General features: G+C 59.3%; 15 protein-coding genes, 3 rRNA genes and 1 pseudogene. 9 read left to right on the top strand and 10 right to left on the bottom strand.

Annotated features, from left to right (window positions below; genetic code table 11):
* Positions 1-11: 11 nt before the first annotated feature.
* Positions 12-1547: an MFS transporter gene (locus PSH87_RS00685; protein WP_305432078.1), complete on the bottom strand. Its 1536-nt coding sequence runs from the start codon at positions 1545-1547 to the stop codon at positions 12-14.
* A 416-nt stretch (positions 1548-1963) separates the two neighbouring features.
* Here PSH87_RS00685 and PSH87_RS00680 point away from each other — a divergent pair, with 416 nt between their 5' ends.
* The gene (locus PSH87_RS00680) at positions 1964-2887 is read left to right on the top strand and encodes a transposase (RefSeq protein ID WP_305432054.1); all 924 of its coding nucleotides are present in this window, start codon (positions 1964-1966) and stop codon (positions 2885-2887) included.
* A 125-nt stretch (positions 2888-3012) separates the two neighbouring features.
* On the opposite strand, the gene PSH87_RS00675 is transcribed toward PSH87_RS00680, so the two are convergent.
* The 5 genes and pseudogenes from PSH87_RS00675 to PSH87_RS00655 all read right to left on the bottom strand — a co-directional run bounded on the left by PSH87_RS00675 (position 3013) and on the right by PSH87_RS00655 (position 7532).
* The gene (locus PSH87_RS00675; protein ID WP_026137142.1) at positions 3013-3933 is read right to left on the bottom strand and encodes a LysR family transcriptional regulator; all 921 of its coding nucleotides are present in this window, start codon (positions 3931-3933) and stop codon (positions 3013-3015) included.
* A gap of 53 nt (positions 3934-3986) precedes the next feature.
* Positions 3987-4835, bottom strand: coding sequence for an ABC transporter permease (locus tag PSH87_RS00670; RefSeq protein WP_305432077.1), 849 nt, complete (start codon positions 4833-4835; stop codon positions 3987-3989).
* An 11-nt stretch (positions 4836-4846) separates the two neighbouring features.
* Positions 4847-5698 (bottom strand): ABC transporter ATP-binding protein, encoded by an 852-nt coding sequence (locus PSH87_RS00665; protein ID WP_305432075.1) that lies wholly within the window; start codon positions 5696-5698, stop codon positions 4847-4849.
* Between the two features lies 1 nt (position 5699).
* Positions 5700-6725 carry an ABC transporter substrate-binding protein gene (locus PSH87_RS00660; RefSeq protein WP_305432073.1) on the bottom strand — a complete coding sequence of 342 codons (1026 nt, stop codon included), beginning with the start codon at positions 6723-6725 and terminating at the stop codon, positions 5700-5702.
* 14 nt (positions 6726-6739) lie between these two features.
* Positions 6740-7532: pseudogene (locus PSH87_RS00655) on the bottom strand (TauD/TfdA dioxygenase family protein).
* A 434-nt stretch (positions 7533-7966) separates the two neighbouring features.
* Between PSH87_RS00655 and PSH87_RS00650 the strand changes: the two are divergent.
* The 5 genes from PSH87_RS00650 to PSH87_RS00630 all read left to right on the top strand — a co-directional run bounded on the left by PSH87_RS00650 (position 7967) and on the right by PSH87_RS00630 (position 14571).
* Positions 7967-8677: a GntR family transcriptional regulator gene (locus PSH87_RS00650; RefSeq protein WP_017739447.1), complete on the top strand. Its 711-nt coding sequence runs from the start codon at positions 7967-7969 to the stop codon at positions 8675-8677.
* 345 nt (positions 8678-9022) lie between these two features.
* A complete protein-coding gene (locus tag PSH87_RS00645) occupies positions 9023-9781 on the top strand; it encodes a DUF3050 domain-containing protein (protein ID WP_026137141.1) in 759 nt (252 codons plus the stop codon).
* The gene (locus PSH87_RS00640) at positions 9778-10725 is read left to right on the top strand and encodes a diiron oxygenase (protein ID WP_305432071.1); all 948 of its coding nucleotides are present in this window, start codon (positions 9778-9780) and stop codon (positions 10723-10725) included. Before PSH87_RS00645 ends, PSH87_RS00640 begins: the two co-directional genes overlap by 4 nt.
* Positions 10722-14093: an amino acid adenylation domain-containing protein gene (locus PSH87_RS00635; protein WP_305432069.1), complete on the top strand. Its 3372-nt coding sequence runs from the start codon at positions 10722-10724 to the stop codon at positions 14091-14093. The genes PSH87_RS00640 and PSH87_RS00635 overlap by 4 nt, the downstream gene beginning before the upstream one ends.
* Before the next feature lie 19 nt (positions 14094-14112).
* Positions 14113-14571, top strand: coding sequence for an SRPBCC family protein (locus PSH87_RS00630; RefSeq protein ID WP_305432068.1), 459 nt, complete (start codon positions 14113-14115; stop codon positions 14569-14571).
* A gap of 37 nt (positions 14572-14608) precedes the next feature.
* On the opposite strand, the gene PSH87_RS00625 is transcribed toward PSH87_RS00630, so the two are convergent.
* Complete coding sequence (locus PSH87_RS00625; RefSeq protein ID WP_207040821.1) at positions 14609-16489, bottom strand: methyl-accepting chemotaxis protein; 1881 nt, start codon at positions 16487-16489, stop codon at positions 14609-14611.
* 257 nt (positions 16490-16746) lie between these two features.
* Between PSH87_RS00625 and PSH87_RS00620 the strand changes: the two genes are divergently transcribed.
* From PSH87_RS00620 to PSH87_RS00610, 3 genes are all read left to right on the top strand, one after another.
* Positions 16747-17262, top strand: a complete 516-nt coding sequence (locus PSH87_RS00620; protein WP_305432067.1) for a sigma-70 family RNA polymerase sigma factor — start codon at positions 16747-16749, stop codon at positions 17260-17262.
* On the top strand, positions 17259-18242 hold the full coding sequence (locus PSH87_RS00615; protein WP_017739439.1) for a FecR domain-containing protein: 984 nt from the start codon (positions 17259-17261) through the stop codon (positions 18240-18242). Before PSH87_RS00620 ends, PSH87_RS00615 begins: the two co-directional genes overlap by 4 nt.
* Positions 18243-18316: 74 nt before the next feature.
* Positions 18317-20803, top strand: coding sequence for a TonB-dependent siderophore receptor (locus PSH87_RS00610; protein ID WP_305432066.1), 2487 nt, complete (start codon positions 18317-18319; stop codon positions 20801-20803).
* Positions 20804-20914: 111 nt separating this feature from the next.
* Here PSH87_RS00610 and rrf (PSH87_RS00605) read toward each other — a convergent pair.
* The 3 genes from rrf (PSH87_RS00605) to PSH87_RS00595 all read right to left on the bottom strand — a co-directional run bounded on the left by rrf (PSH87_RS00605) (position 20915) and on the right by PSH87_RS00595 (position 24302).
* A 5S ribosomal RNA gene (gene rrf / locus PSH87_RS00605) occupies positions 20915-21030 on the bottom strand.
* Positions 21031-21139: 109 nt separating this feature from the next.
* Positions 21140-21255 (bottom strand): 5S ribosomal RNA (gene rrf / locus PSH87_RS00600).
* A gap of 156 nt (positions 21256-21411) precedes the next feature.
* Positions 21412-24302, bottom strand: a 23S ribosomal RNA gene (locus PSH87_RS00595).
* Between the last annotated feature and the right edge of the window lie 244 nt (positions 24303-24546).

The raw sequence follows: 24546 nt of genomic DNA, 5'->3' as shown, positions 1-24546 counted from the left end.
CAGTCCTTTAATCAAGTCGGTGCGCGGGGCGGAAAGATCCGCGTGGGCATCCAGAAAATCAGCAGGATCAACGCCACCGCGACCGCGGCCATGACGTAATACAGATCCGAAGAAGTCAGCACCACGGCCTGCTCGTGCAGGCGGTGCGCCAGGCCCGGCGCGTCGCCGTCGGCCAGGGGCGAGTTGCCCAGGCGGTCCACCAACATGGTCGAGTGGAAGTGCAGGGGCTGGGTGGTCAGCGTGTCGATCACGCCGGTGGCGATCACGGCGGCGAGGCCTTTGACGGTGTTGAACCAGGCCGAGGCGAACGGCCCGTCCATCGGTTGGATGCTGCCGGTAGAGAGCATCAGCAACGGCAACACCGCCATCGGTTGCCCGAAAATTTGCAGCAGGTACAGGCCGTAGAAGTCGTCGCGAATCCACGCCGACGTGAGATGGGCACTGCCGACGCAGCACAGCACCAACATGCCCAGGCCGATGCCCAGCACCCAGCGGCAATCGACCCAGCGCAGGTTGCACAGCGCCGCCACCAGCGGCAGCGCGATCAATTGCGGCAGCGCCATCAGCAACATCACCGGCGCGGTTTGCAGCGGGCGATAACCTTGCACCTGGGCGAGAAAACTCGACGGGATGATGATCACCGAGGTCAGTACCATCAACACCCCGGCCAGCACGATCAGGGCGAACGCCAGGTTGCGCAGGCCGAGCATTTGCAGCTTGAAGAACGGCATCGGGTGCGACCATTCATTGATCATGAACAGCACCAGCAACAGCGTGCCACCGCTGAGCAGGAAGGTGATCAGGCCCGACTCGAACCAGTCCAGGCGATTGCCTTGGAGGATGCCGATCACCAGCATGCAGATCGCCGGGAACCCCAGCAGCAGGCCGCGCCAGTTGAACTGCTTGAAGCGCTCCAGGCGCAGCGGGTCTTGCGGCAGACCGTAGGCCACGGCGGCCATCGCCAACAGGCACGGCGCGACGATCTGCCAGAACGCCCATTGCCAGCCGACGTATTCGGTCCACAGCGCCGCCAACGGCGTGCCGAGGCTCGGCCCGAAGGTGGCGGTGAGCGCGTAGCCGGCCAGGCCGTATAGCTTGACGTTGGCCGGCAGGAAACGCAGTGCCACGGTCATCAGCATCGGCGGCAGCGCGCCACCCGCCAGGCCTTGCACGGTGCGCAGCAGCAACAGGCTTTCGTAGTTCGGCGCGAACGGGCACAGGATACCCAGCACGGTGAACAGGCCGATGGCGCACAGGGTGAAGCGGCGCAGGGAAAACGTCACCGAACACCAGGGCGCAAACGCCATGGCCGCGACGGAGGTGGCGGTGTAGGCCGCGACCAGCCAGGTGCCTTCGTCGAAGCCGATGTACAACGCGCCACGGATGTCAGCAAGGGCGACCTTGGTGACCATCTCGTTGAGGCCGGACACCAGCACCGCCAGCAACACGCCGACCAGGCCGATGATGATGCGCGGGCCGAACACGGGCGGGGTGATGGCAACGGGTTTGGCTGCGGCCTGGAGTGCGGGGGCAGCGAGGGAAGTCATGAACGGGTAGCTCGGAATGGTAAATACCCGAGCAGTTTAATCAGGCTAATCCATGACAAAAAGTTACATGTCGGCAGCTTATAAGTGCACCAAACGCAACTATCAAATCCAACGCGAGTTCCTGTGGGAGCTGGCTTGCCTGCGATAGCGGTGGGTCAGGCACAGTTGTGTCAGCTGGCAGACCGCTATCGCAGGCAAGCCAGCTTGTGTCTTTCGCCGGGATTAGACTGTGGATGAGAGCGGTGGATGGCAAGCTGACTGACAGCGGTGCTTGAAGCACGTGTGGGAGCCTAAGCTGCCATCCACCTCTCCACTCTGGTTATTGAGCCCGAACAGTTGAACGAGCCGACCTCGAACAGTTACAAGCGTGGGCCCCGCCAGAGCGCTCTCACTTTTGAGTGTAAGAGGGTTTGGCCATGTTTGCAGGCATCGATGTTTCAAAAGACGATCTTGAAGCGCAGCTCGATTCCCAAGCTGAGGAGATGAGCTGCTCCAACACAGCGGCCGGTTTTTCACGGCTGATTCGTTGGCTGAAGAGTCACCACGTTAGTCGTGTGGTGCTGGAGGCGACGGGCGGTTACGAGCGCCAGGTCATGAAAGCACTTCAGGCGGCAGATTTGGAAGTTGTGAGGATTAACCCCAGCCGGGCCAGGAGCTTTGCCCGAGCGTTGGGGTTGCAAGCTAAAACCGACCCAATAGACGCAAAGCTTCTTGCCCATTTCGCGGCCACTATCAAGCCCCCAAAAAGCCAGCCTACTAGCCCTGAACAAGACGACTTACGAGCCTTGGTGCACCAGCGCGAGAACTTTGTTCAGCAGCGAAGCGACGATGAGCGTCGTGTCAAAACGGCCTCTTCTGATGCTGTTAAAAACCTGCTGAAAAGCCATATCGATTACCTGGCCAAAGTCATAGCGTCAGTTGATATACAGATTCGCCAAAGCGTTGAAAACCTTAATAAAAAAAGGGTTTCACAATTGTGCTCGGTCAAAGGAATAGGGCTTATTACCGCTGCTAGCTTGATGGCCTACCTGCCTGAGTTGGGCAGCGTTGGGCGTCGTGAGATCGCCGCACTCTCGGGCCTTGCTCCGTATAACAACGACAGTGGCAAGCACAAAGGTAAGCGCTATATCTGCGGTGGGAGGTTCTCGGTCCGACGCTCGCTCTACATGGCGTGCTGGTCCGTCATTCGCTTTCAGCCTGAATTCAACGCGCGATATAAAGCTCTGCGTGATAAAGGAAAATGCGCAAAAGTAGCGCTTATCGCCTGCATGCGAGTGTTGTTGATACGCCTGAATGCAATGATCCGAGACGGCTCGGAGTGGAGCGATTGCGTAGCGTAATCAACTACGCGATCACTAGTGGAGTAGTACACGGCATAGGCTGTGGGCGGCTGTGTGGCTGCCGTAATGATGTTTTTTAATAAACTGCCAAGACAGTTGCTCCCACATTTTGAACCGCGTTCACTTTAGGTGGGTTGGGCTTCGAGCCAGGTGGCGTGGCAGCTTTCGCGCATGGTCTCGCGCAGCCACTTGTGGGCCGGGTCCTTGTCGAAGCGCGGGTGCCAGGATTGCGCCAGCACCAGCGTCGGCAGGGAGATCGGCAAGGCAAATGCGCGCAGTGGCAACTTGAGGCGATTGGCGCTGTAGAGCGCTTCCTTGGGCACCGGCAGGATCAGGTCGGAGTCGGGCAGCATGAACATCGCCCCGTGGAACCCCGGCGCGATCATCGCCACGCGGCGCTCCAGGCCCTGGGCGTTCAGCGCGGTATCAATCGGCCCACGGGCAATGCCGCGCCGCGAGATGCTGATGTGGGAATAGCTGGCAAAGCGCGCGGCGGTGATGTCTTCGTCGAACAGCGGGTGGTCTTCCCGCGCCAGGCCGACAAAGGTCGTGGAGAACAGGTTCTGCACCTTCACTTCGGGGCTGGCGGGCTGGGTGTTGCTCACCCGCAGGTCCAGGCGCCCTTCGCGCAGCGCTTCGTCGTCGGTGTCGCCTTCGGGCACGAAGCACAGCTCACACAGCGGCGCCATGCGTTCCATGGTGTCGAACAGGCGGCCGCCGTACACGCCGATAAAGAAGTCATTGGCGCGCACGCTGAAACGACGGCGCAAGGTGCTCAGGTCCACCTGGTCCGCCGAACGAAACACCAGCGCAGCCTGCTCCACCACGTTGCGCACCTGGGCTTGCAGCTGCAACGCCTTGGGCGTCGGCACCAGGCCGCGACCGGCGCGCACCAGGATCGGGTCGCCCACCGCCTCGCGAATGCGCGTGAGGGTGCGGCTCATGGCCGCCGGGCTGAGGTTCATGCGGCGCGCGGCGCCGACGACGCTGCCCTCGTCGAGCAAGGCGTCGAGAGCGACCAGCAGGTTCATGTCCGGTAGTTGCATGCCAAGCACTCGTGATCTGTAGGGAGTGAACTCGGCGCAATCGTAACAGGTGATTAGCGCTGCATGCCCCAACGCTTCACGGTGAGGCGCTCGAAGGTGTCAAACACCAGGTTCTCCACCAGCAGGCCGATCAGGATCACCACCGCCAGCCCGGCAAACACCTTGTCGGTGTACAGCTCATTGCGGTTCTGGAAGATGTACCAACCCAGGCCGCCCTTGCCGCTGGTGGCGCCAAACACCAACTCGGCGGCGATCAGGGTGCGCCAGGCAAAGGCCCAGCCAATCTTGAGGCCGGCAAGGATCGACGGCAGCGCGGCCGGGATCAGGATGAACAGTACGAAGCGCATGCCCTTGAGGCCGTAGTTGCGCCCGGCCATGCGCAGGGTTTCGGACACGCCGAGAAACCCCGAATAGGTGTTCAGCGCCAGCGCCCACAGCACCGAATGCACCAGCACGAAGATCAGGCTGTTCTGCCCCAGGCCAAACCACAACAGCGCCAGCGGCAGCAGGGCAATCGCCGGCAGCGGGTTGAACATCGAGGTCAGGGTGCTGAGCAGGTCGCGGCCCACCTGGGTCGAGACCGCCAGGGTGGTCAGGGCAAATGCCAGCACGACGCCGATCAGGTAGCCCTTGAGCAGCACCACCAGCGAGATGCTCACCTTGCTCAGCAACTCGCCGCTGAGCAGGCCGTCGTAGAGCGCAGCGCTGGTCTGCAGGAAGCTCGGTAGCAGCAGGTCGTTGTTCTGGTAGCGCGCGACGGCTTCCCAGAGGATCGCCAGCACGATCAGGATCAAGCCCTTGCGCAGCCAGCCTTGTTGCCACAGGCGTTGGCGCAGGGGCAGCTCACGTTCCACGGGGACGCTGAGCAGGGGTTCTAGGGTGATTTCGTATTCCTGGCGCATGGAGTGTCCCCTTAATACGCGATGCGGATATCGGCAAAACCCAGCTCAGGTTCCACGTCGTTGGCTTCATCGAACAGCAAGCGATGAATTCGCCGCGCCGAGTGCTGGAACTCCACACCGCCGAGGCTGTGCAGGTCGTATTGATGGCTGTGGATTTCCGCGCGCACACGCCCCGGATGGGGCGACAGCAACAGGATGCGGTTGCCCACCACCAGCGCTTCTTCGATGGAGTGCGTGACGAACAGCAGGGTGAAGCGCACTTCTTCCCAGAGCAGCAGCAACTCTTCCTGCATCTTGCGTCGGGTCAGGGCATCGAGGGCGGCGAAGGGCTCGTCCATCAGCAGGATTTTCGGCTGCATGGCCAGCGCGCGGGCAATCGCCACGCGGGCTTTCATGCCACCGGAAAGGGTGTGCGGGTAAGCATCGGCAAAGGCGCTGAGACCAACCTTGTCGAGATAGTGCAGCGCGCGTTCTTCGGCTTCGCGACGCTTCAAGGTTTTGGACGCCAGCAGCGGGAACATGACGTTCTGCTTGACGGTTTTCCACGGCGGCAATTGGTCGAATTCCTGGAACACGACGATGCGGTCCGGGCCCGGTTGCTCGACCTTTTGCCCGAGCAGGCGGATCTCGCCTTCGCAGGGTTTGATAAACCCGGCGATGGCCTTGAGCAAGGTGGATTTACCGCAACCCGAAGGGCCGAGCAGCACGTAGCGGTCGGCCGGGTCGATCTCGAAACTGACCTGGTGGGTGGCCCGCACCACGCGTTCGGGGGTGCGGTATTCCAGGCTGACGTTATCCACCGCCAGCAAGGGGGCGGTGGCGTGCAGGTTGCTGGCCGCGTGGCCTTGCAAGGGCGCGTTCATCTCAACTTCCTTGCAGCGGCTTGGCGTCCTGGAAGAAGTAGTCCTTCCACGATTCAGGCTTGTTTTTGATGGCGCCGACGCGGTAGAGGAATTCGGCCAGTGGGTAGGTGTTTTTCGGCGTGATGCTGAACTCGAACTGCGGGTTGTCGATGATTTTCAGCAACTCGGCGCGGTCGATCTTGGCCTTGGTCACGCGGATGTAAGTGTCGGCGGCGGCGCCTTTGTCGTTCTGGGCGAACTGCGCGGCTTCGGTGAGGGCGTCGATGAAGGCCTTGTAGGTTTTCGGGTTGTCGTTGCGGAATTTCTCGGTGGCAAACAGCACGGTCGGCGAGTTCGGGCCGAACAGGTCGTAGGTGTTCAACACCACGTGCACGTTGGGGTTGGCCAGCGCCTGGTCCTGGAACGGCGGGTTGGAGAAGTGCCCGGTCAACTCGGTGCCGCCGGCGATCAGTGCCGCCGTGGCATCGGGGTGCGGGACGGCGACGGTGTACTTGTCGAGGCGGTTGAATTCCTTGTCGCCCCACTGCTTGGCGGCGGCGTATTGCAGGAAGCGCGACTGTACCGACACGCCCACTGCGGGTACGGCGATGCGGTCTTGCTCGGTGAAATCGGCGATGGTCTTGACCTTCGGATTGTTGCTCACCAGGTAGTAAGGGAAGTTACCGAGGGAGGCGACCGCCTTGACGTTCTGCTTGCCGTGGGTGCGGTCCCAGATGGTCAGCAGCGGGCCGGTGCCGGCGCCGGCAATGTCGATGGAACCGGACAGCAACGCGTCGTTGACCGCTGCGCCACCGGACAGCTGGGTCCAGTCCACCTTGATGTCGATGCCTTCCTGCTTGCCGTATTTCTCGATGAGGTTCTGGTCGCGCACCACGTTCAGCAACAGGTAGACGATGCCGAACTGCTCGGCGATGCGGATCTCGCCTTCGGCCTGCGCGGCCGCCGGCGCCACAAGGCTGCCGGCCAACAGGCTGACACCCAGGCCGACGGTTGCGGCCAGTCGTGCGAATGGAATGCTCTTGGACATGGTCATGCTCCGAATCAGAAAGGCGCGTCGCCCTGGATGGTGGTGCGAAAGAGTTTGCGGCGCAGGTGGCTGGGGCAACCGGCGGCCAGGTGGATCAGTGAACGGTTGTCCCAGAACACCAGGTCGTGGGGCTGCCATTGGTGGCGGTAGATGTTGTGCGGCAACACGCTGTGGGCGTAGAGCTGGGCCAGCAGGTCGCGGCTTTCGTCCTCCGGCAGGCCGACGATGCGGGTGGTGAAACCTTCGCTGACGAACAGCGCCTGGCGGCCGTTTTCCGGGTGGGTGCGCACGATGGGTGTGCACCACTTCGGCGACCTGGGCCAGTTGCTCGGGGGTCAACGTCGGGCGCCAGTTGCCTTCGAATTTGGTCTCGCTGTAACGCGCCGTGTAGGAATGCGCGGCGCTGCGGCCTTCGACGGCCTTGCGCAGGTGCTCGGGGAGCTGGTCCCAGGCTTTGTGCATGTCGGCGAACAAGGTGTCGCCGCCTTCGGCAGGCAACTCCTGGGCGTGCAGCATCGAGCCCAGGCTCGGCAGTTCTTTATAGGACAGGTCCGAATGCCAGAACTTGCCCGCGTCCCCCAGGCCGATGGATTGGCCGTTTTCGACGATGTTGGAGACGATCAGGATTTCCGGGTGGTTGGCCAGCAGGAACTGCTTGAGGACATGGATCTGCAACACGCCGAAACGGCGACTGAAGGCGATCTGTTGTTCGGGGGTGATGCGTTGGTCGCGGAACACCACCACATGGTGGTCCAGGTGCGCGCGGTGGATGCGCGCGAAATCCTCGTCGTTGACCGGTCGGGCCAGGTCCAGGCCAATGATCTCGGCGCCGACACTGCCGGGCAGCGGGCGAATCTCAAAGCGTTGGGCGGTAGAAGTCGCTGTTGGAACAGTAGAGGTGGCGGACATGAGGTCACTCCCGGTCAGACAGGGAACTGACTTTATAGATATAAGAACATCATTTTAAATACCATTAGTGAATATACATATACGGGAATGCACCGAAGCAACCCATGCCGTACGGCGGTTAAGGAATAAACAGGGGCGACGGAGCGTTCAGTTCATAGCAATATGACGCAGGCGTGTAAGACGCTGCAAAAGCGTGCTGTGGGCGCCTGAAGCCCAATGTTTAGCCGCTTACAAGCCGCAAATCTTGCGCGTTTGACAAGCCGTTTGGCAGTCTCTAGTGTTCTTTGGATCCAATTGACGCCACCCATTCTAATAAGGAGGACTGTGTAGTCGTGACGCAGAAGCCGAACCCCTTGAGCAGCATCAGAATCAGCGGGCCTATTCCCGCCCACCTTGCACGCTCCGTGATCGAAGAGACCTTGCGCAATGCGATCCTCGATGGTCGATTGCCGTGTGGCACGGCCATGCGCCAGCAAGAGCTGGCCAGCCTGTTCGGGGTCAGCCGCATGCCGGTGCGCGAGGCCTTGCGTCAGCTCGAGGCTCAATCGTTGCTGCACGTGGTGACCCATAAAGGCGCCGTCGTTGCCCCCTTGATCGAAGACAATTCGGCGGAGACCTACGCCCTGCGCATGCTGCTGGAATCCGAGGCGCTGCGCCTGTCGATTCCGTTGCTCACCGAAGCCGACATCGCCGAGGCAGATGCCTGCATCAGTGCCCTGGAGCGGGAAAAGGATTACTCCGAGATGGGCCGCCTCAATCGCCTGTTCCACATGGCGCTGTATGGCAAGGCTCCCAACCAGCGGCTGCTGACCCTGGTTGAACACGGTTTGAACGAGGAAGAACGCTTCCTGCGCTTCAACCTTGAAGCGATGGGTCTGGGCGAGACGTCACAGGAGGACCACCGTGAACTGCTGAGCCTGGTGACGCAGAAGAAAGTCGATGAAAGCGTGCTGACGCTGCGCAATCACCTGACGCGCGGCATGGAGGTGATCACCACCTACCTGAACAGTCTGGATGCTGCCGACAGGAAAGATGCACGCTAGTGCACTTCGGGCATTGCGGGGTAACCGGCCAATCCAGGAAACCCCGCGCGATTATAAAACCACTCGATTAAATAAACCTGCACACGCCAGGGAAACTTCTCACTTACAACTTTACAAGTTACGCACACAGTAACTTTTCGAAAAAACATCTAATACATTCATAAGCTCATCCAAACGTTTAATCAGCTTATTATCTTTTCAATAAACCCAATACTTCAATCGACTGCGCAAGCCCGTGCATTTGCAGGCGCTGCGCGCATTCTGTTTAAGCATTATCGATCCCACTTCAACTGCAAAAGCCATTACGACTGTCAGAGCAGTCGCTGCAACCCATAGGCATCAACCATGTACCCACTTCTGTTAGAACAAAAAAAGTCACGGATGTGCACTCATCCGTTATTTACCGAAATCAATTCACTGGGCAAGTTACAAGTGTTTATGCAAAGCCATGTGTTTGCCGTCTGGGACTTCATGACCCTCACCAAGCGCCTGCAACAAGACCTGACATGCACACAGCTGCCCTGGCTCCCACCAACCAATCCCGAGGCCGCTCGGCTGATCAATGAAATCGTGCTCAGCGAAGAGTCGGACGAGCACCTGGAGCGCGGTCATTGCAGTCATTTCGAGCTGTACCGGGACGCCATGGCAGAAGTCGGCGCCAGCACCGTCGCCATCGACACCTTCATTGCACTGCAACGCCAAGGTGTGAAGGCCACTGCTGCGCTGCAACAGATTGACGTCTTGCCGGGGGTGGTGCGCTTTGTCGCCAAGACCCTGGATATCGCGCTGCACGCGCCAACGCACTGCGTGGCAGCGGCCTTCCTGCATGGTCGGGAGAGTGTTGTCCCCGCCATGTTCGAACGCCTGCTCAAGGGCTGTGAAATCATCCATCGCCAAGCCCCCACCCTGAGCCATTACCTCAATCGCCACATCCAACTGGACAGCCAGGACCACGGGCCAGGCGCCCAGCGCTTGTTGCAATGCCTCACCGGCACAGACCCCGAGCGCCAGCAGCAAACCGCCGACACCGCCCTCGCGGCCGTGGACAGTCGCATCGCGCTCTGGGACGACGTGCGCGCCGCTTTGCAGAAGGTGCGCCCATGAATATCAGTGACTACCACGGCGTGGCCGAAGACTGGGAGCGCCGCGCCACCGTCCGCACACGCCCGCGCCGCTTGCTGGAAGACGACGACAAGTTGATCTATCCCCTGTCGCGCCAACCGCTGGCGCTCAGCGCGACGTTTCTCGAACAGTGCCCGCAATGGCGCGACTTCGTGTTGTTGCAGAGCTTCTACAAATTCATCAACGACGTGGTGATCTTCGAGACCGAGATCGTCGACAAGACCGCACGCAGCATTGCCAAGAACCGCTTCTCGCTGCCCTTCCCTGCCACCGTCAGATACGCCGCGATGACCGTGGTGGTGGACGAGGACTATCACGCGCTGGTCGCGCTGGACTTCCTGCAACAGACCGTGGCCATGACCGGTATCCCACCGCTCGACCTGCCGCACCAGATCGAACTGAGCCGCGCCCTGCCGCTGGCGCTGGCACAGGCTCCAAAGCACTTGCGCGACGCCGTGGAGCTGATCGGCGTGGCCATTGCTGAAAATACCGTCACCCACGATGTGGCGGCGTTCGCCAAGGACCACAGCGTCAAGGCATCCGTGCGCGGCTTGATGGCGGATCACCTGTGTGACGAAGGGCGCCACGCGCAGTTCTGGACGCACCTGGTGCGGCACTATTGGCAAGCGGCAAGCGCGGATGACCGCGACGCCATCGCCCATGTCCTGCCCACATTCCTGGCGCACTACCTGACCAATGACCTGCAAAAAAGCTTTGACCTGCAATTGATCGAACACCTGGACGCCAGCCCGGCTGTGCGCCACACACTGAGGAATGAAATCGAGGCGCTGGTGTTCCCCATCACCCGCCAACACCCCCTGCTCGGCAACATCATGGGCTTCCTGAACCGCAGCGGGTTGCTACAGACGCCCAGCGTGGCACAGGCGCTGGGGGATTTTCTGCCCGTCACCGGGAGTAGGTCATGAGGCGCCTGCGCATTGGCTGGGTTGGTACCAGCAAAGCCCTGCAGGCCGTGCGGCAGTGGGTCGAGCAATACGGTCACGGGGCTGTGCATGAGTTGGCCGATCTGCTTGTCGAAGATGCCAGCCTGCCGCTACCGGCCCACCTGGCCCAAGTGCCCAGGATCAGCCTGCGCCTGGGGGTTGGCCCGCTGACCGAACACGGCCTGCCCGCCTTGCAACTGCGCGCTTATGACCATCGCCAACGGCTGCTGGCCACTCTTGAAGCGCCCGAGGAAGCGAGCGGCAACGGCCAGCGCTTGCGTCAGCGGGCGACCGACACACTGGCGCAATGGGTGGCCGTGCACGTCAGCGGCTTCGCCCGTGACCCAGGCTATTCGCCCAAGGAGGCCTGCGCCAACACGTGGCCTGAACAGGGCTTGCTGGGCCTGGATGCCGTGGCATTCCTGCATCGGTTCAATCGCACCGCTGACCCGGACCTGCTGCTAGCCGCCCAAGTGCCCGTGATCGAACGCTTGCAGGCCAGCCTTCAGACCTTCGCCGAGCGGCCGGCGTTGAACATCGCGGGCGAGGTGCTGACCTATCGGCAATTGCACACCCAGGCGCTGGCGATCCAGCAACAACTGCGACCGCTGCTGGGCAACCTTGCGACGCCCGCAGTGGTGGGCGTGTGCCTGGAGAAGTCCGCCGCGCTGTACGCCAGCCTGCTTGCCCTGCTGGGCTGCGGCGCGGTGTACCTGCCGCTGGCGCCAGAGCATCCACCGCAACGTCAGCTCGCGCTGCTGGAAAGCGCCGGGGCCCGCGTGTTGCTCGACAATGGCCGGCACCCGTTGCGCGAGCATTTTGTTGCGCTGGATGTCAGCACCCTCGATAAACCGGCCGCCGCGCCAGCGTTGCTGCAACACCGACCCAGCCTGGAGGCACCGTGCATGGTGCTGTTCACCTCAGGCACCACTGGCCGGCCCAAGGGCATCAAGCTCAGCCAAGGCAACCTCGCGCATTTCACTGCGTGGTTCGCCCGCCGCATGGCTCTGAGTGAAGACAGTCGCGTGCTGCAATTCGCCTCGCTGGGGTTCGATGCTTCGCTGATGGATATTTTCCCCAGCCTGGTCACCGGCGCGCAGTTGATCGTGCCCAGCGAGGCGCAACGGCGCGACCCACAGCAATTGGTCGCACTGATCCGCCAACAGCGCATCACTCACGGATTTCTGCCGCCGGCGCTGCTCAGTATCCTGCCGCCGGGCCCGCCCTTGGGCCTGCAGCACTTGCTGACTGGCGGCGAAGTCTGCGAGCCCCATGTCATCGAGCGGCTGGCGGGCCAGTGCCACCTGCACAACCTCTACGGCCCCACCGAAGCCACCGTGCTGGTCACCCATCGCCGTCTGCAACCGGGCGACAGCAATTGCAGCCTGGGCCATCCCATCGCCAACAGCCAGGTGCTGATCCTTGACGACGACCTGCAACCGGTGGACGAACAGGTGATGGGGGAGCTGTTCATCATCGGCCCGGGGGTGAGCCTGGGGTATGTGGACGCAGTGCAATCGCTGGACAACCCGTTCGTGACCTTGTCACTGCCCGACGGCCAGACCTTGCAGGCGTATCGCAGCGGGGACATGGCGCAGTGGACAAGCGACGGTATCGTGCTGGGTGGCCGCCGCGACGGGCAGGTGAAGATTCGCGGGTTTCGGGTTGAGCCGCAGGAAGTGGAGCAGTGCCTGCGCGACAGTCGGTTGTTCTGCCAGGTGGCCGTGGTGGTGGGGCCCGCGTACAGAATCCATGCCGTGGTCGCCCAGCCAGAACCCGGCGCCACGCTGACGGCGCTCAGGTTGTATGCACGGCAGCAGCTGCCGGACTACATGCAGCCTGGCGTGTGGGCCGAGTTGCCGAGCCTGCCCTACACAAGCAGCGGCAAGGTCGATCGCCAGGCGCTGCTGGATTTGTCGGCTCGACCGATACCGAGTGCCAGCGACCAGCCGGTGCAAACACCGCTTGAAGCGCAGCTGGCAGGCCTGTGGAGCGAGTTGTTGCAAGTGCCCGTGGCCGAGTTGTCTATCGACGACAGCTTCTTCAACCTCGGCGGCCACTCCATCCTGCTCTCGACGCTGCTGCTGCGAATCCGCGAGCGGTTTGGCCGCAGCCTTGCGTTGAACCGGTTCTTCGAAGCCCCGACGATTCGTACGCTCGCGTCACTGATGGCGGATGGCGTGCTCTCTACCGCGCCGTGCTCCCAAGCGATTCGCGATGCCGAGCGAGCCCTGTCGGTGCAGATACTGGCCGCGGACCGCGCGGGCGACCCGCGCAAGGTCATCGTGACGGGCGCCAATAGTTTTATCGGCGTGCATATCGTCGAGGCGTTGCTGGCCGGTGGGGCCACGCAGGTCGCGTGCCTGGTGCGCGAGTCACCCGGTCATTCGTCGCAGGAGCGCTTTGCCCAGGCATTGTGCGAGTTCCATCTGGAACACCTGGACCTGAGCCGGGTGCAGGTGTACGCCGCCGATATCAGCCAGCCCCGCTTGGGCCTGGGCGACGAGGTGTATGAGCGCCTCGCGGAGGACTTCGGCGTGCTGGTGCACAACGCGGCACGGGTCAACCATGTGCTGGACTATGCCACGCTGGCCAGGGACAACGTCGATCCGGTGCTGGAATGCCTGCGCCTGTGTGAAACCCGCTGCAAGAAGGTCTTCAACTTTATCTCGACGCTGTCGGCATGCAGCAGCATCGACGCCGAAGGGCACGTCCTTGAAGCACCTGCCGCAAGTAGCCTGCCGCTCTACATCAAGAACGGTTACAACCTGTCCAAATGGGTCGCTGAGCGGCTGGTCGGGCGCGCGGTGGAACAAGGCGCCTGGGTGAACATCCTGCGTCCGGGCAATATCAGCTTCAACAGCCGCAGCGGGGTCTGCCAGCCGCAGAAGAACCGTCTGATGCTGATGCTCAAGGGCTCGTTGCAATTGGGTCTGGTGCCAAACCTGGAGCTGAACCACGACCTGATGCCAGTGGACTTTTTCGCAGGGTTTATCGCATTCCATGCCGGCCAGTTTGAAACCGGGCGAAACGTATTCAACCTGCACAACCCGCAGCCTTTGAGTTGGAGCGACTACCTCGATGCGTTCAGCCGGGCCGGCTACCGCTTCGAGCGAGTCAGCGTGGCCCGCTGGCAGCGCGCGCTGCAAACGGTAGGCCGCGACAACGCGCTGTTTGGCGTGCTGGGCTTTTACCTGGAAGGGCTGGGTGAAGACATCGGCGATACCGCCATGATCCATCACGACAACGCACGCCGGGGCGTGGGGAAAATGCACATGCACTACCCCGAAAAAAGTCCGGCGTTGTTACGCCAAGGCTGCGACTACCTACAGGCCATAGGCTTTATCTGAACTGCGTCAGGACATTTCCATGAAACCGCTGCAACCCGATACATTGATCCGCAACCCCGTCGCCGCCCCCGTGGTGGCCTCGGTGCTGGTCGCCTGCGACGCCGCTCGACTCTGGGGCCTGGTGGGGCAGTTCGCCGGCTTTGCCGCATTCATCCCGGCCTTGTCGCATATCGAGATGACGGGCGATGGCGTAGGCGCGTTGCGCACGAAGTTTTTCCGCGATGGCCATTGCGTCGTAGAACAACTCAACAGCCGGGACGAGAGCGCCATGTGCATGACCTGGACGACCCTCTACAACACCTTGGGAATCGCCAGGCTATGGGCGTCGATGCAGGTGCAAGCCCAGGGCGGGACATACGCCAGGGCCACCTGGACCATTGTTGCCGAGCCGGTAGAAACGGCGCAGGCGGGGTTTGAACAGTTCATGCAGGCGTTTGCCGACAGTGCCCTGGACAACGTGCAGCGGATGCTCGACTGAGCGGCAGGAGCGAGAACACTCGCTCCTGCGCACGTCGTCAGATCTTGAAGCTGTCGACCAGTTGCTTCAGGCGACTGGCCTGCTGGGACAACGCGTCGCAATCCTTCAACGTTTCGTTGAGGTTGGTCACGCCTTGCTGATTCAGCAGGTTGATCTGGTTGATATCCACGTTGAGGGTTTCCACCACGGCGGTCTGCTCCTCGGTCGCGGCGGCAACCGATTGGTTCATGCCGTCGATCTCGACGATCCGCTGCGTCACGCTGATCAGGCGCTCACCGGCCTGGTTCGCCACTTCGACGCTTTCTTCGCTGGAGACCTGGCTGGCGTTCATGGTGGTCACCGCCTCACGCGAGCCCACTTGCAGCGAAGTGATCATCTTATGGATCTCTTCGGCCGACTCCTGGGTACGGTGCGCGAGGTTGCGCACCTCATCGGCCACCACGGCAAACCCACGCCCGGCTTCACCGGCACGGGCCGCTTCGATCGCGGCATTGAGCGCGAGCAAGTTGGTCTGCTGGGAGATGCCTTTGATCACATCAAGAATGTGGCCGATGTTGTCGGTGCTGGCATTCAGGGTTTCGATCTGCGTGCAGGACAGGCTGATTTTTTGCGAGAGCTCGGACATCGCCAGGATGGTTTGCTCTACCACTTTGCGCCCATCGTCGGCCTGTTCGCTGGCACCGCTGGCGTGCTGGGAAGCATCGGCGGCGTTGCGCGCGATTTCCTGGGTGGCAGCCCCCAGTTCGTTGATCGCCGCCGCCACGCTGTTGGTGCGCGCGCTTTGCTCGTCGGAACCGATGATCGAGGCGTTGGACGAGGCCATCACGCGCTGGGACAGGTCATGCACCTGGCGTGTGGCCGACGACACTTCGGAGATGGAGGCGTGGATACGCTCGACGAACTGGTTGAACGCACTGCCAACCTCGCCGAACTCATCTTTGCTGGTCACGGCCAGGCGGCGGGTCAGGTCGCCCTCGCCCTGGGCGATGTCTTGCATGGCCACGCCCATGGTGGTCAGCGGACGCAGCAGCACTTGGATCAGCAGGCTCAAGAGCACGGCGATCGCGACCACGGCAATCAGCATGGCAATCAACGCAGAGGTGCGGAATTTACCCAGCGGTGCGTAGGCTTTGTCTTTGTCGATCGACAGACCGATGTACCAATCGGCACCCGGCAAACCGCTGATCGGGGTAAACGACAGGATGCGGTCCTGGCCGTTGAGGACCACGTCCTGGTTGAGCTTCTCGATGCGCAGTTGGGCGCCTGGGTAGATGTCCTTGAGGTTTTTCATCACCTGGTCCTGGTCCGGGCTGACGATCACCTGACCGTCACCGCTGACCAGGAACGCATGGCCGATGCCGCCGAAGTCCACCGAGTTGATGATCTTCACCAGGGTTTGCAGGCTCAGGTCACCGCCGACCACGCCGAGCAGTTCACCGTTTTTCTTCACCGGCATGGCGATGGTCACGATCTGCCCACCCACGGCGGCCATGTACGGCGGCGTCAACATGGGTTTGCCGGCCGCTACGGCTTGCTTGTACCAGGGGCGCTGACGCGGGTCATAGTCGTCGGGCATCTTGGCGTCAGGGCGCTGGGTGAATACGCCGTTGGTTTGGCCAACATAGGTGAACTGGAAATTCGAGGTGAACGCCGGCTGATCGACCAGCCCTGGAAGGTCCGCAGCGCTGCCTTGATGCGCGACGTTTTGCGCGAGGTTCTCGAGGACCAGGATTCGCCCGCTGAGCCAGTTTTGCACACTGCTGGCGGTGAGCTCACCGGATTGCTGGATGGATGACTCCAGGTTCTGCTTGATAGTGCTGCGCTGAAGGTAGTCGTTGTACAGCGTGAATAACGCGAAGGCTAGAACCACGACGCCTGACGCGGCCAACAGAATTTTATGACTGAACTTGAGATTCATTTCATCGACTTCTTTTGCCAAAGGGGGGTTAGCGTGCCGAACGGAGCATGGAACCGACCGCTCTATTTCGGTGCACGCATGGCTCATCAGGCTTTCGGCCAAGCTTGGGCAAAACTTAAGAAATTGTGGGATCTATCCGATTTTTACGTAGGAAACCGACCAGCGGTTGTCGTACAAGGATCAGAGTTGCAAATTTTTACAGCCTCCCAAACAATGCGACTAATTATCATTTGTGACGTTTGGCCAGGTCTGTGTGAATGCCATCTTCTGAGTACATCCCGCATGAGAGCGTTGTACAGACGCTTTACCTCACCCATCACAACTGGCTGAACACATGGCTGCGCAGCCGCCTGGGCAACGCCTGCGATGCCGCAGACCTGGCGCAAGACACCTTTGTGCGCCTGCTACAGAAGACCGAACGCTTTGAGCTCAAGGCGCCTCGCGCGTTTTTGCGCACCATCGCCCGGGGCCTGGTGATTGACCACTGGCGCCGCGAGGAAATCGAACGGGCTTACCTGGAGTCCATCGCCCACCTACCCGAAGCATTGGCGCCCAGCGCTGAATCCCGTGCGCTGGTGCTGGAGTTGCTCGAAGAAATTTCCCGATTGCTTGAGGGGCTGAAGCCCAAGGTGCGTAAGGCATTTCTTTTGGCTCAGTGCGACGGGCTGGCGTACAAGCAGATCGCGCAGCAGATGGGTGTATCGCTGCGATCGGTCGAGCGTTACGTCGCCGAGGCGCTCTACCACTGTTATGTCCTGCGTTATGAGACATGACGTCCGTGGATAACGCGGTTCGCTTCGGCCCCAGCCCCGAGGTGGTCAAGCAGGCTATCCACTGGGCACTGCGCTTGCGCAACAACCGCACCAATCTGCGCCTGCACGCGCAATGTGAACACTGGCGAGCAGCCCACGGCGACCACGAATTGGCTTGGCAGCGGGTGCAGGCGTTGCAGCAGGAGTTGAACAGCCAGCTGGCGACAATTCCTGGCGCACACAGGGCGCTGGAAAACAGCGCGCAGGGCCTGGGCCGCAGGCAAGCATTGAAGATGCTGTCTGGCGTGCTGCTAGTAGGCACGGCGGCGTGGCTCAGCCGGGATGTCACGGGTTGGCAGCGTTGGACCGCGGATCTCGCTACCGGCACTGGCGAGCGTCGCAGCGTGCAGTTGCCGGATGGCACGCGTGTGCAACTCAATACCGACAGTGCAGTGGACCTGGACTTCAACGCACAGCAGCGAATGATCACGCTGCTGCGTGGGGAAATCCTGGTGACGTGCGGCGCTGCGTCTTCGGCGCCCTTGTTGGTGCAGACACGCCATGGTTTGTTCGAAGGCATCGACGGACGCTTCGCTGTGCACCAAGCCAATGACTGCACGCGGTTGAGTGTGGTCAGCGGCAATGTGGCCATCCACTCACCGCATCAGGCGAATGGGCTTTCGACGCAGGTTCATGCCGGAGAAAGCTATCTGGTGCGTCAGACGGGTGCCCTCCTCGCCCCGCCGTTGGATATGGACATCGGCGCTTGGGCGGACGGGTTGATCGTGACGCGGGATATGCGTTTGGCCGACTTTGTTGCGGAAGTCGGGCGTTATCGTCATGGCTACCTGGGCTGCTCGGCTGATATCGCCGAGTTACGGTTATCGGGGGTTTTTCGCCTGGAGGACACCGATAAGCTACTGGCGATCCTGCCACAGACACTGCCGGTTCAATTGCGTTATCGCAGCCGTTGGTGGGTGAACCTGGAGCGATCGGCCTGAGATTGTTTGGCGGTTTTTTTCCGTGAGTCCGGCTTAGACAGTAAGCCTTCAATCTGCCTTCACGGATCCTTACCATGACTGTGTGTTTTCCCTGTAACTCGTCCTACCCATTATTGAGCAAAGCCGTGCGTGCGGCGCTGCTGTCGACGGCGGTGGGTATTAGCGCGGTGCCGCTGGCCGCCATGGCTGCGCAAGCGGGAGTCGAGCAGATCCAGCAACGCTACGAGATCTCTGCCGGCCCGCTGGGCGCGGTGCTCAACCAGTTTGCGCGGCAGGCAGGGATCACTCTGTCCAGCACGCCTGCGCACACCCAGGGCCGTCAATCTTCCGGCCTACACGGCGAATATTCCATCGAGCAGGGTTTGAATCGCTTGCTCAGCGGCTCAGGGTTGCAGGCTGTTTCCGCAGATGGCGTGAGCTTTGTACTGCAGAAGGCGCCAGAAGATAGCGCGCTGACCTTACCGACCACTGATATCAAAGGCTTTGCTCTGGGTAATGCGTTGGGCAGCATGGAAGGCTACAACGCGACTCACAGCCAGATTGCGACCAAGACCAGCACGGCCTTGCTGGAGACCTCACAAAGCGTCTCGGTAGTCACCCGCGAGCAGATGGACGACCAAGGCTCCCAGACCGTTGCTCAGGCCATGCGTTACACGCCGGGTGTGCTGACCAACCCCTATGGCGCGACGCATCGCTACGACTATGTGGCGATGCGTGGTTTCAACGACGGTTCTGTGGATAACATCTACCTGGACGGGCTCAAATCCATGGGGGATAGCGGCACCTACAGCACGATGCAGGTTGATCCGTATTTCCTCGAGCGGGTGGATATTCTCAAAGGACCGTCTTCGGTGCTGTATGGCCGCAGTTCGCCTGGCGGGCTGGTGGCGTTGACCAGCAAGAAGCCCTTGTTCGAACCTTATCATCAGGTTCAGGCGACGCTGGGCAGTAACGGGCAACGGGGCATGGGTTTTGACTTCAGCGGGCCTGTAGATGACGACAAGCGTATTGCCTACCGGCTGACGGGGTTGGCGGATAAGTCCGACACCCAATTTGACCATGCCAAGGAAAAGCGCTTCGCTTTGGCGCCGACTGTCAGCATCGACTTTACCGAGGACACCTCGCTGACCCTGCAAGCGTATCTGCAACATGATCCTGACGGCGGCTATCACGGCGGCATGCCAGCGGACGGCGCGCTGCATCAGCGCAATGGCCAGCGAATCTCCAGCCATTTTTTCGAGGGTGAGCCTGGGGTCGATGGTTACAAGCGTGATCAACAGTCGTTTGGTTATCAATTCGAACATCGCTTCAACGATGTCTTCACGGCGAGACAGAACTTTCGCTACCTGGACTCCAAGGTGCGGCTGGATCAGGTGTATGCCTATGGCTGGACCAGCCCGACCAGCAGCGAGCTGAATCGCTACTACTCCGGGGGTGATGAGAAGCTGCATGCCTTCATCATCGACAACATGCTGCAAGCTGAGTTTTTTACCGGGGCGACCAAACACACGGTGCTGATGGGTGCGGATTATCAGCGACGTAAAACGGTGGTGGACTGGAACAGTGGATCGTTGCAGCCGATCAACGCGTTCAACCCGGTGTATGGCAATTCGGCGATCAGCTATTACAGCCCGACCAGCTACTTGCGGCGGTTGGAGCAGACCGGGGTCTATCTGCAAGACCTGATCGAAATGGATAAATGGCGGTTTTCCCTCGGGCTGCGTCAGGACTGGGTCGAGACGTCCGATGAAAATCGGATTGCTGAAGCGAACCGGCCAGCAGGCACCAAGATCAGTGATAAACGCACCAAGCTGACTGGGCGTGCCGGTGCGTTGTATCTGTTTGATAACGGCTTGGCGCCCTACGTGAGCTATTCAGAATCCTTCAACCCCAACTCCTATTCGGACAGCGCAGGTAACCCGGTGGCACCTACCGATGGGACGCAATGGGAAGTGGGGTTGAAGTATCAGCCGCCAGGTACTGACAATCTGTTTACCGCATCGTGGTTTCGCATTGATCAGGAGAACCTGGCGACCAAACTGCCGCAGGAGAACTTCTATCGCGCTGTAGGTGCCGTTCGCTCCCAGGGGCTTGAGCTGGAAGCGCACATGCAGCTGACGGATAACCTGAAGATTTTGGGCAGCTATACGTTCACCGATATTGCGTATTCCAAGTCGATGGTGAGCACCTTGAGCACGGCCGACAATCTGATCGAGAACAAGGGCAACTCGCCGACGCAGGCGCCTCGTCATATGGCATCGGTATGGGCGGATTACAAATTCAATAGCGGTGCGTTAGACGGTTTACGGCTTGGCGGCGGGGTGCGGTATGTGGGCTATAGCTGGGCGGATGCGGAGAATACGATGAAAGTCCCGGCCTATACGTTGCTTGATGCTTCGGTGGGCTATGACTTGGGCAAGGTTGGGTTGAAGGGTGTGGATGTGCGGATGAATGCCAACAACCTGACCAATGAGACGTATGTTGCGTCCTGTGCCAGCCTGAACTTCTGCTACCTGGGGGAGGAACGTAATGTGAGCGCAACGGTGAGTTATCAGTTCTGATCAGCTAGCGATCGAACCAGGCCAGCGCCTGTGATTCGGCGCTGGCTTTTTTGTGCCTGTTAAACGACAAAACCCCTGTCTGCGCTAGCAGACAGGGGTTTCGGAATTCAATCTTGACGATGACCTACTCTCACATGGGGAAACCCCACACTACCATCGGCGATGCATCGTTTCACTGCTGAGTTCGGGATGGGATCAGGTGGTTCCAATGCTCTATGGTCGTCAAGAAATTCTGTGTACCGGACCGTTGCGCTAGCAACGTGCCGATGAAATTCATGGACTTCTACATAAACAAAACCCCTGTTTGCGTTAGCAAACAGGGGTTCTGGAATTTAATCTTGACGATGACCTACTCTCACATGGGGAAACCCCACACTACCATCGGCGATGCATCGTTTCACTGCTGAGTTCGGGATGGGATCAGGTGGTTCCAATGCTCTATGGTCGTCAAGAAATTCGGGTACTGAGTCGTGACCAGATGGCCTCGCTTCAGCAAATTGGGTATGTGACAGCTTTCGGTGTTTTGTGAGAATCGAACTTTCGGTTCTATCGTCTTCACACACCGCAATCTGATGCTCTTTCGAGTAGTCAAATTGCTTGGGTGTTATATGGTCAAGCCTCACGGGCAATTAGTATTGGTTAGCTCAACGCCTCACAGCGCTTACACACCCAACCTATCAACGTCGTAGTCTTCGACGGCCCTTCAGGGAACTCAAGGTTCCAGTGAGATCTCATCTTGAGGCTAGTTTCCCGCTTAGATGCTTTCAGCGGTTATCTATTCCGAACATAGCTACCCGGCAATGCCACTGGCGTGACAACCGGAACACCAGAGGTTCGTCCACTCCGGTCCTCTCGTACTAGGAGCAGCCCCTCTCAAATCTCAAACGTCCACGGCAGATAGGGACCGAACTGTCTCACGACGTTCTAAACCCAGCTCGCGTACCACTTTAAATGGCGAACAGCCATACCCTTGGGACCGGCTTCAGCCCCAGGATGTGATGAGCCGACATCGAGGTGCCAAACACCGCCGTCGATATGAACTCTTGGGCGGTATCAGCCTGTTATCCCCGGAGTACCTTTTATCCGTTGAGCGATGGCCCTTCCATACAGAACCACCGGATCACTAAGACCTACTTTCGTACCTGCTCGACGTGTCTGTCTCGCAGTCAAGCGCGCTTTTGCCTTTATACTCTACGACCGATTTCCGACCGGTCTGAGCGCACCTTCGTACTCCTCCGTTACTCTTTAGGAGGAGACCGCCCCAGTCAAACTACCCACCATACACTGTCCTCGATCCGGATAACGGACCTGAGTTAGAACCTCAAAGTTGCCAGGGTGGTATTTCAAGGTTGGCTCCACGCAGACTGGCGTCCACGCTTCAAAGCCTCCCACCTATCCTACACAAGCAAATTCAAAGTCCAGTGCAAAGCTATAGTAAAGGTTCACGGGGTCTTTCCGTCTAGCCGCGGATACACTGCATCTTCACAGCGATTTCAATTTCACTGAGTCTCGGGTGGAGACAGCGCCGCCATCGTTACGCCATTCGTGCAGGTCGGAACTTACCCGACAAGGAATTTCGCTACCTTAGGACCGTTATAGTTACGGCCGCCGTTTACCGGGGCTTCGATCAAGAGCTTCGCGTTAGCTAACCCCATCAATTAACCTTCCGGCACCGGGCAGGCGTCACACCCTATACGTCCACTTTCGTGTTTGCAGAGTGCTGTGTTTTTAATAAACAGTCGCAGCGGCCTGGTATCTTCGACCGGCATGAGCTTACGGAGCAAGTCCTTCACCCTCACCGGCGCACCTTCTCCCGAAGTTACGGTGCCATTTTGCCTAGTTCCTTCACCCGAGTTCTCTCAAGCGCCTTGGTATTCTCTACCCAACCACCTGTGTCGGTTTGGGGTACGGTTCCTGGTTACCTGAAGCTTAGAAGCTTTTCTTGGAAGCATGGCATCAACCACTTCGTTAACTAAAAGTTAACTCGTCATCAGCTCTCGGCCTTAGAATCCCGGATTTACCTAAGATTCCAGCCTACCACCTTAAACTTGGACAACCAACGCCAAGCTGGCCTAGCCTTCTCCGTCCCTCCATCGCAATAACCAGAAGTACAGGAATATTAACCTGTTTTCCATCGACTACGCTTTTCAGCCTCGCCTTAGGGACCGACTAACCCTGCGTCGATTAACGTTGCGCAGGAAACCTTGGTCTTTCGGCGTGGGTGTTTTCACACCCATTGTCGTTACTCATGTCAGCATTCGCACTTCTGATACCTCCAGCAAGCTTCTCAACTCACCTTCACAGGCTTACAGAACGCTCCTCTACCGCATCACTTACGTGATACCCGTAGCTTCGGTGTATGGTTTGAGCCCCGTTACATCTTCCGCGCAGGCCGACTCGACTAGTGAGCTATTACGCTTTCTTTAAAGGGTGGCTGCTTCTAAGCCAACCTCCTAGCTGTCTAAGCCTTCCCACATCGTTTCCCACTTAACCATAACTTTGGGACCTTAGCTGACGGTCTGGGTTGTTTCCCTTTTCACGACGGACGTTAGCACCCGCCGTGTGTCTCCCATGCTCGGCACTTGTAGGTATTCGGAGTTTGCATCGGTTTGGTAAGTCGGGATGACCCCCTAGCCGAAACAGTGCTCTACCCCCTACAGTGATACATGAGGCGCTACCTAAATAGCTTTCGAGGAGAACCAGCTATCTCCGAGCTTGATTAGCCTTTCACTCCGATCCACAGGTCATCCGCTAACTTTTCAACGGTAGTCGGTTCGGTCCTCCAGTTAGTGTTACCCAACCTTCAACCTGCCCATGGATAGATCGCCCGGTTTCGGGTCTATTCCCAGCGACTAGACGCCCTATTAAGACTCGCTTTCGCTACGCCTCCCCTATTCGGTTAAGCTCGCCACTGAAAATAAGTCGCTGACCCATTATACAAAAGGTACGCAGTCACCCAACAAAGTGGGCTCCCACTGCTTGTACGCATACGGTTTCAGGATCTATTTCACTCCCCTCTCCGGGGTTCTTTTCGCCTTTCCCTCACGGTACTAGTTCACTATCGGTCAGTCAGTAGTATTTAGCCTTGGAGGATGGTCCCCCCATATTCAGACAAAGTTTCTCGTGCTCCGTCCTACTCGATTTCATGACTAAGAGATTTTCGCGTACAGGGCTATCACCCACTATGGCCGTACTTTCCAGAACGTTCCGCTAATCTCAAAGCCACTTAAGGGCTAGTCCCCGTTCGCTCGCCACTACTAAGGGAATCTCGGTTGATTTCTTTTCCTCAGGGTACTTAGATGTTTCAGTTCCCCTGGTTCGCCTCTTACGCCTATGTATTCAGCGTAAGATAACCATCTTATGATGGCTGGGTTCCCCCATTCAGACATCTCCGGATCAAAGTCTGTTTGCCGACTCCCCGAAGCTTTTCGCAGGCTACCACGTCTTTCATCGCCTCTGACTGCCAAGGCATCCACCGTATGCGCTTCTTCACTTGACCATATAACCCCAAGCAATCTGGTTATACTGTGAAGACAACATTCGCCGAAAATTCGATAATACTCAAAACTGAGTACTCACAAATTTTACCTTAGCCTGATCCGTTACCAGTGAAAGTAACGTTCAGTCTATCTTTCTATCACATACCCAAATTTTTAAAGAACGATCTAATCAAAGACTAGAAATCAACATTCACCATCATCACGATGGAATGCTCATTTCTAAGCTTTCAACAAACAGAAGCA

Source organism: Pseudomonas sp. FP453 (assembly GCF_030687495.1).
Classification (GTDB): domain Bacteria; phylum Pseudomonadota; class Gammaproteobacteria; order Pseudomonadales; family Pseudomonadaceae; genus Aquipseudomonas.
The sequence above is the reverse complement of the archived record's forward strand: the minus strand, read 5'-3'. Positions and strand labels throughout refer to the sequence as shown.

Excerpts from the sequence above, each read along its gene's own strand:
- PSH87_RS00685 (WP_305432078.1), bottom strand. The coding sequence starts at position 1,547 with ATGACTTCCCTCGCTGCCCCCGCACTCCAGGCCGCAGCCAAACCCGTT.
- PSH87_RS00680 (WP_305432054.1), top strand. The coding sequence starts at position 1,964 with ATGTTTGCAGGCATCGATGTTTCAAAAGACGATCTTGAAGCGCAGCTC.
- PSH87_RS00675 (WP_026137142.1), bottom strand. The coding sequence starts at position 3,933 with ATGCAACTACCGGACATGAACCTGCTGGTCGCTCTCGACGCCTTGCTC.
- PSH87_RS00670 (WP_305432077.1), bottom strand. The coding sequence starts at position 4,835 with ATGCGCCAGGAATACGAAATCACCCTAGAACCCCTGCTCAGCGTCCCC.
- PSH87_RS00665 (WP_305432075.1), bottom strand. The coding sequence starts at position 5,698 with ATGAACGCGCCCTTGCAAGGCCACGCGGCCAGCAACCTGCACGCCACC.
- PSH87_RS00660 (WP_305432073.1), bottom strand. The coding sequence starts at position 6,725 with ATGTCCAAGAGCATTCCATTCGCACGACTGGCCGCAACCGTCGGCCTG.
- PSH87_RS00645 (WP_026137141.1), top strand. The coding sequence starts at position 9,023 with ATGTACCCACTTCTGTTAGAACAAAAAAAGTCACGGATGTGCACTCAT.
- PSH87_RS00640 (WP_305432071.1), top strand. The coding sequence starts at position 9,778 with ATGAATATCAGTGACTACCACGGCGTGGCCGAAGACTGGGAGCGCCGC.
- PSH87_RS00635 (WP_305432069.1), top strand. The coding sequence starts at position 10,722 with ATGAGGCGCCTGCGCATTGGCTGGGTTGGTACCAGCAAAGCCCTGCAG.
- PSH87_RS00630 (WP_305432068.1), top strand. The coding sequence starts at position 14,113 with ATGAAACCGCTGCAACCCGATACATTGATCCGCAACCCCGTCGCCGCC.
- PSH87_RS00625 (WP_207040821.1), bottom strand. The coding sequence starts at position 16,489 with ATGAATCTCAAGTTCAGTCATAAAATTCTGTTGGCCGCGTCAGGCGTC.
- PSH87_RS00620 (WP_305432067.1), top strand. The coding sequence starts at position 16,747 with ATGCCATCTTCTGAGTACATCCCGCATGAGAGCGTTGTACAGACGCTT.
- PSH87_RS00615 (WP_017739439.1), top strand. The coding sequence starts at position 17,259 with ATGACGTCCGTGGATAACGCGGTTCGCTTCGGCCCCAGCCCCGAGGTG.
- PSH87_RS00610 (WP_305432066.1), top strand. The coding sequence starts at position 18,317 with ATGACTGTGTGTTTTCCCTGTAACTCGTCCTACCCATTATTGAGCAAA.